Raw genomic sequence first — 11114 nt, forward strand, 5'->3', positions numbered from 1 at the left:
AAGCAGAGAAAAGAGCTGTCACAGGCCGGGGCGCGGCCCTGCAAGAGCAAGTGACGTGTAGAATCGAGAATGTTTTAGCTGGATCTGTACTGGCGACTCCCCTTTAACCTGCTAACGGTTTGCACTGGCCGTTTAGGATTGAGACAAAACCGTAGCGCCTCTCCTAGAAACATGATTCCACCCCAACAAGAAACCGCATCACAACGCTTTGCATCAAAACGCCTTTGGAAACAGGGTGAAAGAATGATTGGGACGGCAGGAACTTTCATTTTTTCGATTTCGATGGTTTGTTCATTCCAACCCTACTGTTTGAATACTGCGGAGTATTCATTTGACGATTTTTTACTCTGGAATGGCGGTGGCTGCAATAGCGGCCGCCGTTTCTTTTCGTAATCAGAAGAGTGGACAAACCGACTTTTCTCCTAAAAAAGAGCAGCCGAAATCCAAAAGACTTCGACCGCTCTTTTTGTTCAAACAAAACAAAAAAGGGAAAAAGTTCATGCCAACCACGGGGTGACGGGCCCCAAGAGGCAAATACAATGAAAGGTGGTGACGTGATGCCGCCACCTGAGAAAGGAGGGGTATTGCTACCCAAAGCAAGCATAGCAGGTTCCTCTCCAAAAATCCGCCTTTATTCCAAACGGGTATAAAAAAGGAGGCGCTCGAATAAACGAGCGCCAACCTTTATTTAGTAACGTTTAAGCAAAGTAGCTAAAGGATAGAACCCTTAGCTTCCGTTTGCACTGTTTTTATTTCTTATTCTTTGTAAAGTAGAGTCCGGCGGCCGTGCTCAAGAGAGCGAGTCCTGCAAAGGCAAAGGATGCTTGAGCAGTCTTTGCGGTCTTTGGCAATGCTGAAGGAACCTTGGCAGTTGGGTGTGCGGGTTGAACGGGTTGTTCAGCGGGCTTGCTGTCATTGTGGTCAGACTTGGCACCGTTATTGTCACCGTCATTACCCTTGTTGGGAACGATTGGTGTTGGATCTGGCGTTGGTGCAGGGCTTGGTGTATCTGGGGTGTCGTTACCACCATTACCACCGTTTCCGCCATTATCACCGTTGCCACCATTACCGTGGTAGTCAGCGTCACCACCACCTGAGTATTCAGGTGAGTTGACGTCCAAGACGATACTCTTGAAATCGTCACCGGTCAGTTTGGCGTGGTTACTGAAGTGCTTGTCAGAAGCAGCGCCGGTAATTTCGGTTGAGTAGTAAATCAAATAGGTATTGTCGATGTCACCGAAGTTGATTTGGAAGCCCTTATCGGTAACGTTGACAATCTGGCTAGCGTCAACTTTACCGAGACCGGTAAAGTCGGATCCGTCCTTGCTGTTGTAGTGGACCTTGATACCGACAATTCCGTCGTTCAACTTTTGGTTGGGTCCGATTTGATCATTCAAGACCGCGTTTGAAATGTGTGATTCAGCACGGTTGACACGGATGGCCCAGTGAATCATCTTAGGGTCTTTTGGATCGAACCAGGCCCACTTCGTGAATTTCTCATCGGGGTTGTCATCAGCGGCGGGGTTGACCACAACGTCGGTTGAGTTGGGCGTCACGTTGCCACCGTTTGGAAGCATCCAGTCAATCTTGGTCTTTTCACCAGTCTTGATTTGGGTCAAGTTCCAGGTCAGACGAAAATCAAAGGCACCCTTGATATCGCTGCTTTGATTCTTGGATGCGGCGATGTCGGTCCAGTGCACCTTGACTTCGCTGGTGTCGGTGTCGGTTTGGGCCGTGGCGACCACGTTGCCAGCTGAATCCTTGATGTCAAAGCTGAAGGATGTCTTCATATTGAATTGCTTTGGCACTTTGACTGAGAAGTCACGACCGTTTTTAGCGATGTCGCCGGTCTTCACATCAAAGTTGTAGGTCACTTGCATGTCGTCGATGGGACCGTAGTGACCGTTAGCGTTCGGATTCGAGATATCCGTTAAGGATACGCCGTTGATGTATTGGTTGTCCTCGCTAGCTGATGCTTGCAGGCTTTGGCTGATTCCAAACATGAAAAGAGTCAAGCAGGTCAAAATCAGACCAGTGAGGAGTCGCGTGTTCGATGTGTTTCGTTCCATTTGAAACCTCCGTCTTGTTATTCTTATCAGTACATATTCTAACCTTTTATTTCAAATATGTCTAATTTAAGTAATAAAAACGAAATCTTTTTTTACTATTTAAAATAAGGAGAGGGGGTCTTTTTAAAAGGATAAGCTGCTCCCTTTCTTCTTATAAAAACGCCGGCCCCATCCTGGGCCGGCTCACAACGCCATACCAACCGTCAAAACGGCCCCGCCAACAGCTAAACGCACGACTCACCACGTCGATTTCTAAAAAAAATAGGAAAGAAAAGCAATCAGTCAGATTCGCCCCTGACTTTTCTGGTAAAATTAGTTTCTAAACTGTGAACGAAAAAGATTGCAAAATCCGCTCAATCACGAGCGAATAGCGAAGTTTTCGTTGACATAAGACCGGGAATTTTATATACTATTAGTCGGTATTGTTTACCTCACGATAAGCCCCGGAAACTTATTGTAACCGTCGAGTAAGGAACGATTCGACACTGTAAACAACTAATAAAAGGAGCGCGCCATTATGCGTACAACATTTTTAGCAAAGCCAGGCGAAATTGAAAAGAAGTGGTACATCATCGATGCAAAGGACGTTGCATTGGGACGTTTGTCTACTGTAGTAGCTTCAATTTTGCGTGGAAAGAACAAGCCAACTTTCACGCCTAACGTCGACATGGGTGACAACGTCATCGTGATCAACGCCAAGGAAGTTAAGTTGACTGGTAAGAAGGCATCAAACAAGATTTACTACCACCACACAAACCACCCAGGTGGCTTGAAGGAACGTACTGCCGGTGACTACCGTCAGAAGGATTCTGAAAAGTTGTTGGAATTGTCAATCAAGGGTATGTTGCCAAAGACGACTTTGGGTCGCAAGCAAGGTTTGAACCTTCACGTTTACGCTGGAGCAGATCACAACCACGCAGCGCAAAAGCCTGAAGTGCTTGACATCAACAAGTTAGTTTAAGAAAGGAGACCGATAACATGGCTGAAGCAGTACAATACATTGGAACTGGTCGTCGTAAGAACTCTGTTGCCCGTGTACGTTTGGTACCAGGTACTGGTGTTATTAAGATGAACGGTAAGGTAATCGAAGATTACATTCCTTTCCCTAACTTGCGTGAAGTTGTTTTGCAACCATTCAACGCTACTGATACTTTGGGTAACTACGATGTTAACGTTAACGTTAACGGTGGTGGTTTCTCTGGTCAAGCTGGTGCAACTCGTCACGGTATCGCCCGTGCGTTGTTGACGGTTGACCCTGACTTCCGTTCAGCATTGAAGCAAGCTGGTCTTTTGACTCGTGACGCTCGTATGAAGGAACGTAAGAAGCCAGGTCTTAAGAAGGCCCGTAAGGCATCACAATTCTCAAAGCGTTAATCATTACGATTTTCCCTTTGGAAAAACAAAAAGCAGCCAGCCGGCTGCTTTTTTTGTGCACCAAAATGCCATCAAAAGGGCCCCGCCAACCGCAGCCGCCAGCGCTTCCAACGGCCACACCCCGGACCAGCGATCAGAAACCTGCACCAGATGGCGGAGACAACCGGGCAAAAAAACAAAAAAATTTCCTCCCCGTATTCCCACCAGACCAATTCCGTTTAAAACGTTTCGAACTCAAGGCCACACCCGTTCAATCCTAAAAGTCCATCAAAATTTCTAAGGTTGCAACTAACATTAGAATTCGTCTCAACTAAACCAATGAAAAAAGAACGTTGAAACGCCCTCATAACCGCTAAAAACGCCTTTGCGAAGGCGTTCAACCGTGATACACTGAATGAGTTGATGTTTAGATTCGGTATAAATTATCGAAAAAAGTAATTGGAAATCGGAGAGAAGAATGTTCAAGAACGTATCAAAGAAGACCTGGTCAATTATCACCGCCGTGATCGTTGTGGTTATCGTAGCCGGAACCTTTGTTGCCATCCAGGCATCAAACAAGAAGTCAGACGACTGCTGCAACATGGACCACCACAAGTCGATGTCAATGAGTCACTCATCAAGCAAGATGTCAGAATGCTGCGACATGGATCACTCATCACACAAGTAAGCATGAAAAATCGAGGCGAATGGCCTCGACTTTTTATTAAACAGGTGGAGACGTAAGATGAAGAACGAAGCACCATTGGTGAAGATTAACGCCAAGGAGGCCTGGGTCATGCTGATTGCGGCTGTGACCATCCTGGCGGTCGTTATTACGGCGACGGAGACGGAAGCGGGCTCACATAAGTCGAAAGACTGCTGCGACACGACGCATCATGTTAATTAAAAGAAGCAGCCCACCGAGGCTGCTTTTTTGTACTTTCAAGCAGAAAAGCGTAGCATAAATATTGAACACATCTACTAATTTTGCATCGATAAGAATGATGAAAGAAGGCACGTTTTGAAGAGGAAAAAAGTGATTTCGCTGATTATTATACTGGTGGCGCTGGCGGTCACGCTGACGACGGTCATGACGATGAACCGGGAGGAGGACGACTCGACGAATCCGAGAACGACTGAGTCGGTGAGCCAGCCGAAGAAGAAGACGTCTGAGGATCGCGAGCAGGATAAGGCTGTCCAAAACGGCGTGCCAGCCGAGGGCACGCCTTCAAACGAAGCGTTCAAGCCTAGTCCTACAAACGCCAAATAACGCCAAGTCGAGCACACCCTGCGGTGTGCTTTTTTTGTTGCCCCGGACCAGCGACCAAAATCCAGCAAAAATGTTAAATAGGGCCGGGCGGTGTCCTAAATGACATGAAAACAAATATTTTCTCGCTTTCTTCAACAAACGATGATTTACTTACGGTGAATGAACAAACCGATCGCCGTAAGTAACATCGCATGCAGTGAGAGGAGAGAGGATGGTAGATAATTCAGTTGTATATGCGAAAGCTCATAAAAAAGAGTTTTTGCAGATGATGTTTAGTTATTCGGATAAGCCTCGTAGAAAAGCAGCAATTTTCATGGCTGGTACACCTGGGGCTGGTAAAACCGAAATGGTTCAGAGTTTGTCACAGGTATTCGGTCCAAGTTACGCTTTAATTGATGCCGATCGCTTTCGATCACAATTTCGAACTTATAACGGAAAAAATGCTGAAGATTTTCAAAGAGGGTCTTCTTTGTTGGTCGACTATACATTCACAGAAGTGGTTTCAAAGGGGTATTCCTTCATTTTAGATGGAACATTTTCAAGACCAAAGTCAATGCAGAATGTTGAGCGCGTACTAAACCGTGGCTATAAAGCAGATATATACTTTGTGCACCAAAGCCCGGAAGACGCGTGGCGTTTTACTAAAGTCAGGGCGGAAGAAGAGGGACGAGTGGTTCCGAAGCAAGCCTTTATTAGTAGTTACGTTCATGCAAGAGAAAACGTGCATACGATTAAAGAACGGTTTAAAACACAGGTCATGTTAAATATAGTGTTTAAGGACTACACGAACACCGTGACAGATTTTGTTGAAGATGCTGAAAGTTTAGAGGATATTCTTCCTCCTAAAGTTAGCGAAAAAGAAATTGAGGTACTAATCAATGATTAATTTAGAACAAGCAAGGGCCATCGTGGCGAAATATAATAACGACTACTGTGACTTCTGGGAGTTCTCGACAAAGGAAGAACGGCAAGCGGTATTTCAGTACATCACATGGGAAGCAAACATGATGCAGCGTCGTTTAGCTGGTCTCGAATAAGAAAAAGGTCTGAGTAATGCTCAGACCTTTTTCTTATTCCCACCACAAAGTTCCACTATGTTTCGGGCAAGTGTCGAAACAACGACAAAAGTAATTTTTTCACATAATCGCCACGGTATCGAAACAAATACAGGGTGTCTTGTTACCAAACTGTTGATTAGTAACCGAGTCTTAACCGCATGAGATGGGCATTCGGACTACAATGAAAGCAGTTAAAGATAGAGAAACAAGGAGAATATAAAATATGGAAACTCGTGTACAACGTTACTCAAACGTAGCAAAGAAGACGTCACGTCGTTCAATGGTAGCAATCGCTTCAGCCGCAGCATTCTTTACTGTTGGTGGTGGTGTTTATGCTGCTGATGGTAATTTAAACTTTGATCCTGCCAACGTTTCTGGTGTGATTAGTCGTTTGCAAGACAAGTTGGACGCAACTGCTGATGATTTGAACATGACCACAGCAAAGCTCAAAGCAGAAAAGCAAAATCATGCTAAGGACGTTGCCAATGCAAAGGCTTATCACGATACATTGGAAGCTAAAAAAGATGATCTTAAAAAGGCCACTTCTGCAACTACAGCTGCTGAAACTGAATGGAACAATAATTATGATCAAAATGGAAATGTAATTACTCAATAAACCTGCTGGTGAACACCCAACATTTCCCACACCCCAGCCTCCCGGCTGGGTTTTTCTTTTGTCTTCAACCACTTTCCTTGTCGATAACTTCCTTAGAAGGACCCCTTTGGTCCTTATTCATTCACTTTTCCACCGAGTTATCGACTGTTTTTTACGAAAACTACCCGAAATATTCGTAAATCTGTCGATAACTCTGTCAATAAGTGCAGAAGTCCATTCAAATTATCCACAAGCGAATTAAAAAAAAGCAGCCCAAAAGGCTGCTTTTTTCTTAGATTTGCTGCAATAAAGCGTTGAGACTTTTCATGATTTTCTCTGTGTCAGAGAAGGCGTAGCGATACAAAATCATGAGTAAACCAAAGAGGTTTCCGAAAAGTCCGATGATCAAACACTTTTGAACCTCTGGGTGCACGCGTTCGCTCAAGAAGAAAACGATGTAAAAAATAAGCATCGTGATGAGGGAAAAAGTGATTATTAAGCCGTAGACCAACCGTTTTCGTAATTTTATTTTCGCCTTCAGTTCTTTACCCAAGAGATGCTGTAAAAGCGAGGCGGTATTCAGCGTAATTTCTTCGATGTTGCATGGCGGTTTCAGGTTGTCGTCCTGAAGGGTGTCGGCGAACAAATCGTCATCGTTTTGACGAGAGGCGGCCGTCGCCTTGTGCTCCTTTCTGTCTTTTTTCATTGTTACTGACCTTTTTCCTTTCCCATCAATTCATTAATGCGCAGATGAGCTCGTCTTTGCTCAACGTCGAAGTACCAGGCGATGGTGCTGATGGCGTCTAAAAGGTCTAGCTTTGGTTCACAGGCCCAACGAAGAAGCGATCGGGTGCTTCTTCTTGGCATCAAAAAACACGTCGCAAAATAGTCGGCCTCGGCCTCTTTTCTCGCATCATCACTGCCCGAATCGTCGCGCTCACCATCACGATCTCGACTTTTATAACTGGTCGCCAGGAGCCGTTCGTCCTTGTTAACACGTTGCTTCTTTTCAATTTCCTCCATATTCATCACGGCGGAAGTGATGTCGACTTGCCACTCTAAAAGCAGATGTCCCATTTCATGTACTAATGAATAAAGGAATTGCTCAGGAGACTGGTGTGCATCCACGTAAATCTTAGGTTTCTTCTTTTTGACGTCATAAGTGAGATAAGCATTGACTGACTTCGCCGATAAGTCCGCCAGACCAAGGTCGATGTCAAAGAGCCGAAGATAAGAAGGGAGCCTTAAATTTTCCTTCTCATCCAGCGTCAACTTCTTCCTCGTCTTCACCGCCAGCTTCTCAATCTGCTTTCGACGTTTCTTCGTAATCATATGGACCTCCTTTTGTACATTTCTACCTCCATTTTGCTCCCGTCATTCCTAATCTCCTAGCAAAGTCAAACCCGACCGCCTAACATGTCACTTCCGCGTCCTATTCGACATCTTTCCCAGCCACTCAAGATTCTAAACAAATCATTGCGAATTCCTGTTCAAATTTTTAAAAGAGGCGTATAACAGGGATAGGAGGTGTTGTGATGTTTAAAAATACGCCACATGCCAAAAGGGAGAAGAACAAAGGAGCTTTCGCGTCCGCAGTCAATCAATTGGCCTACAAGGTACTCCTTGTTTTTGCGGTCTTTTTGGCTCTTTCTTCCTTATCGTTTACAGGAAATCAAAACGAGTTTGCGGGCTTCCACGAAGGACATTCCGCTTCTGCTGCAGTGTTAGATCCAAAGGACTTCATCACTGACGTGCACTTGCTTGATTTATCGCACCCAGGTGCTAGCCACTTTGGTTACTACGATGATTTACAAGCGGACTGGTTCTTTTCTGTGCCGGATAATTCGAACTTGCACGCTGGGGACACGCTGACCATTCACATTCCGGAGCAGCTCGAAACGCTGACCGACGATGACTTTAACATCATGTCTCATTCCGGAAACGTTTTCGGAAGCGTGCACGTGGACAAGAATCAGAAGACGATTACTGTGACCTTCAACCAGTACGCGGAGAACGCCGTGAAGGACCACACGGTGCACGGTGAGCTGAAGCTCGGTTTGACCATTGGGCCAAACGGGACGCACGTACGTAAAAAGAACCACATTGATTGGGGCTTTGGTGATAAGTCGACGGATGTCGTCATTGACCCAGGGAATGGTCCAGCGGCGAACGAGGTGATCTTTAAGTGGTCATGGTTTGACCCGAAGGATAAGAACTTGATTCACTGGCAGATTCGGGTGGACGCGATGGACATTCCGATTAAAAACGCCGTTTTGACGGATAACATGGGGCCTTTCCAGGAGATTGTGCCGGGTTCTGTGAAGGGTGGAAAGACGGTCTATAACAAGGATGCCAACAACTTTACGCCGGGCGAGTTGGTGCCTGATAGTGACATCCATTATCAAGACAACAACGACTTTTCGGTTACGATTGGTGATATCAAACAGTCTTACTTGTTTGATGTGGATAGCCGGATAACGGATGGGCGCAGTCAGAAGGCCTATGCCAACACGGCCAAGGTGAACGGGGATAGCATTCCCGAGAAAAGCATCACGGTTTACCAAGGTGTGACGCAGGGGTCCGGAACGGCAGATGCTGGTAAGAAGCACCACGATCAGCCAACGCCTAACCCAACGCCAAATCCAACGCCAAAGCCCACACCAAACCCACAGCCAAATCCTAGCCCTAAACCAACACCAAATCCAACGCCAAAACCAACACCGGTCAATCCGCTGCCTAACCCAACGCCAGTGGTGCCGGACCACCATAACGTGGATCCGATTAAGCCGGAAGTAAATCCGACTCCGGAGCCAAGGAACGGGTTGCCACAGGTGGATACGGACGACGGTGTGCAGACGAAGGCGGGTGAAAACATCCAGCTGGGAAAGCGACCACTGCCGGATACGGAAAAGGAAGCAAGCTGGAAGGTGGACGGCGTGCTGGTCGGGGAACTGGTCGGCTCGTTCGCACTCGCTTGGTATTTCTCTAAGAAGAAGCAATAAATGAAAAAACAAAAGCAGCACCCATTCGGGCGCTGCTTTTTTCGAACCACAAAAAAGGGCGGGCATCACAACCCGCCCTTTCATGTTGGCTTTGACGCACCAACAGCAAGCACAGCAATAAAAAAGCACATAACAAAAAAGCACCCCTATTTCAGAAGGGTGCTTTTTTTATACAAATTCAAATTAATCGACCTTGGTAAAGATGTTGTGGTCGTCCATTTGTTGGCCGGAGTAGATGCGGTCAACGCTTGGGTTGGACGTGCCGTCGAGCTTGACGTTGGCGGGAATGAAGTAGGTGGAGACGGCACCGGAAGGACCGACGTTGTGGTCCTTGGGGCCGATGAAGGTCTTGAGCATGCCCTTGTCGATGGAAGCGGCGGGGATGCTGTCGACGCTAGCGAGGAAGACTTCGCGGTCGGAACGGGTTTCACCGTTTGAGGTGAGGGAGACGAGGCCGTTCTTGTCGAAGACGAAGGTGTCACCGGCGGGGTTCTTCCAGGTGCCGACAACGGATCGGAAGTCGCCGGACTTGATGGCGGCTAGATCCATGCCTTTGGCAGTTTTATCGTCATTTTGGGAAGTCTTTTTAGTAGACTTTTTGGCGGGTGTTGTCTTTTTGACTTTGTCGTCGTCGCTGATGGTGTGAATGTAGTGGTAGCCGGCGAAAAGGGCGCAGACGGCGGCAACGGCGATGATGAGGTAACGAACGGTTTTGGATTGCATGATGATCTCCTTTGTTAGTTCCAGTATAGCACGGGGAAAACAAAAGGGCCCCGCCCAAAAAGCGGGCCCCTTTTTTACAAACGCGTGAAAAGGCCAGAAAATATTCTGAAATGGAAATCAGAGATGTTTTGAAACTTGCTATAATAACGACGAATAGAGCGGATTAAAAGATGCTAAAAAGGAGGTATACATGGACTTTTTATCTGATTTGAAGAACAAGAATCAATTCCCGGTTATTTTCATTGGTTCTGGAATAACGCAACGCTATTTTAAGAATGCCTTAAATTGGGATGGTTTATTACAAAGCCTTTGGGAGGAGACCGGAGAAGAACAATCTTACTATTCTCGCTTTCATGAATTGGAACAACAATTCCAAAAGGATAAATTTAGAGTTTACACCAAATTGGCTCAAGAACTGGAAGAGAAGTTCGATACAGCATTTTATGATGGAAAGATAACGATGCAAAGCCTGTCTCCAGAGGAGGCGCACCAGAATGAAATGTCACCCTTCAAAAGAAGAATTGCTGAATATTTTGAACATCTAGAGCCAAGAGAAGAGTTTAAAAACGAGTTGAAATTATTTGGGAAGATGATTCGAAAAGCTCGTATGATTGTGACAACTAACTATGATTCGCTCATAGAAGATACGCTTTTTAATCAAATATCGAAAAAAGTTGGTAACCGAGGGTTGTTTGAGCCTAGTTCCGAATTAAATGTGCTATACAAGATTCACGGCTCCATTGAAGAACCAGAGTCACTTGTCATAACGCAGCGTGACTATGAGGGTTTAAAACGTACATCTGCCATTGTGAACGCAAAAATATTGAGTGAATTAACAAGTTCTCCAATTTTGTTTATTGGGTATTCATTAACAGATAATAATGTACAGTCACTGCTAAAGGATCTCGCTGATAACATGCCATTCGATGTGGGACAGTCAGCTAAACGAATTGGCTCATATGTCAAGAAATTGGACAAAAATAAGTGTATAAAATATTTTGAGCTACGTCCGTTAAATACATTCTAATCAATTCATTTGTTTCT

At 45.6% G+C, this 11114-nt stretch carries 14 protein-coding genes; 10 read left to right on the forward strand and 4 right to left on the reverse strand.

Features of this window, described 5'->3' with window-relative positions; all coding sequences use genetic code 11:
• Positions 1-749 precede the first annotated feature (749 nt).
• Positions 750-2069 (reverse strand): collagen binding domain-containing protein, encoded by a 1320-nt coding sequence (locus NFX39_RS05720; protein ID WP_252443865.1) that lies wholly within the window; start codon positions 2067-2069, stop codon positions 750-752.
• A gap of 517 nt (positions 2070-2586) precedes the next feature.
• On the opposite strand from NFX39_RS05720, the gene rplM reads away from it, so the two are divergent.
• From rplM to NFX39_RS05755, 8 genes are all read left to right on the forward strand, one after another.
• Positions 2587-3030: a 50S ribosomal protein L13 gene (rplM, locus tag NFX39_RS05725; protein ID WP_252443868.1), complete on the forward strand. Its 444-nt coding sequence runs from the start codon at positions 2587-2589 to the stop codon at positions 3028-3030.
• 17 nt (positions 3031-3047) lie between these two features.
• Positions 3048-3443 carry a 30S ribosomal protein S9 gene (gene rpsI / locus NFX39_RS05730; RefSeq protein ID WP_252443871.1) on the forward strand — a complete coding sequence of 132 codons (396 nt, stop codon included), beginning with the start codon at positions 3048-3050 and terminating at the stop codon, positions 3441-3443.
• A 457-nt stretch (positions 3444-3900) separates the two neighbouring features.
• On the forward strand, positions 3901-4110 hold the full coding sequence (locus tag NFX39_RS05735; RefSeq protein WP_252443873.1) for a hypothetical protein: 210 nt from the start codon (positions 3901-3903) through the stop codon (positions 4108-4110).
• 57 nt (positions 4111-4167) lie between these two features.
• The gene (locus NFX39_RS05740) at positions 4168-4329 is read left to right on the forward strand and encodes a hypothetical protein (RefSeq protein WP_252443875.1); all 162 of its coding nucleotides are present in this window, start codon (positions 4168-4170) and stop codon (positions 4327-4329) included.
• Positions 4330-4443: 114 nt separating this feature from the next.
• The gene (locus NFX39_RS05745) at positions 4444-4692 is read left to right on the forward strand and encodes a hypothetical protein (RefSeq protein WP_252443877.1); all 249 of its coding nucleotides are present in this window, start codon (positions 4444-4446) and stop codon (positions 4690-4692) included.
• Between the two features lie 211 nt (positions 4693-4903).
• A complete protein-coding gene (locus NFX39_RS05750) occupies positions 4904-5578 on the forward strand; it encodes a zeta toxin family protein (RefSeq protein WP_252443879.1) in 675 nt (224 codons plus the stop codon).
• Positions 5579-5600: 22 nt separating this feature from the next.
• The gene (locus NFX39_RS06425; protein WP_256469587.1) at positions 5601-5729 is read left to right on the forward strand and encodes a hypothetical protein; all 129 of its coding nucleotides are present in this window, start codon (positions 5601-5603) and stop codon (positions 5727-5729) included.
• A 244-nt stretch (positions 5730-5973) separates the two neighbouring features.
• Positions 5974-6366 (forward strand): Rieske (2Fe-2S) protein, encoded by a 393-nt coding sequence (locus tag NFX39_RS05755; protein WP_252443881.1) that lies wholly within the window; start codon positions 5974-5976, stop codon positions 6364-6366.
• A 271-nt stretch (positions 6367-6637) separates the two neighbouring features.
• Here the strand turns inward: NFX39_RS05755 and NFX39_RS05760 are convergent, their stop codons facing one another.
• A complete protein-coding gene (locus NFX39_RS05760; protein ID WP_252443883.1) occupies positions 6638-7051 on the reverse strand; it encodes a hypothetical protein in 414 nt (137 codons plus the stop codon).
• Between the two features lie 2 nt (positions 7052-7053).
• Positions 7054-7677, reverse strand: a complete 624-nt coding sequence (locus NFX39_RS05765; RefSeq protein WP_252443885.1) for an ImmA/IrrE family metallo-endopeptidase — start codon at positions 7675-7677, stop codon at positions 7054-7056.
• A 203-nt stretch (positions 7678-7880) separates the two neighbouring features.
• Here NFX39_RS05765 and NFX39_RS05770 point away from each other — a divergent pair, with 203 nt between their 5' ends.
• A complete protein-coding gene (locus NFX39_RS05770; protein ID WP_252443887.1) occupies positions 7881-9347 on the forward strand; it encodes a collagen binding domain-containing protein in 1467 nt (488 codons plus the stop codon).
• 183 nt (positions 9348-9530) lie between these two features.
• Here the strand turns inward: NFX39_RS05770 and NFX39_RS05775 are convergent, their stop codons facing one another.
• Positions 9531-10070 (reverse strand): DUF6287 domain-containing protein, encoded by a 540-nt coding sequence (locus tag NFX39_RS05775; RefSeq protein ID WP_252443889.1) that lies wholly within the window; start codon positions 10068-10070, stop codon positions 9531-9533.
• 190 nt (positions 10071-10260) lie between these two features.
• Here NFX39_RS05775 and NFX39_RS05780 point away from each other — a divergent pair, with 190 nt between their 5' ends.
• Positions 10261-11097: an SIR2 family protein gene (locus NFX39_RS05780; RefSeq protein WP_252443891.1), complete on the forward strand. Its 837-nt coding sequence runs from the start codon at positions 10261-10263 to the stop codon at positions 11095-11097.
• Positions 11098-11114: the final 17 nt, after the last annotated feature.

Source organism: Fructobacillus apis (assembly GCF_023893635.1).
Lineage (GTDB): Bacteria > Bacillota > Bacilli > Lactobacillales > Lactobacillaceae > Fructobacillus > Fructobacillus apis.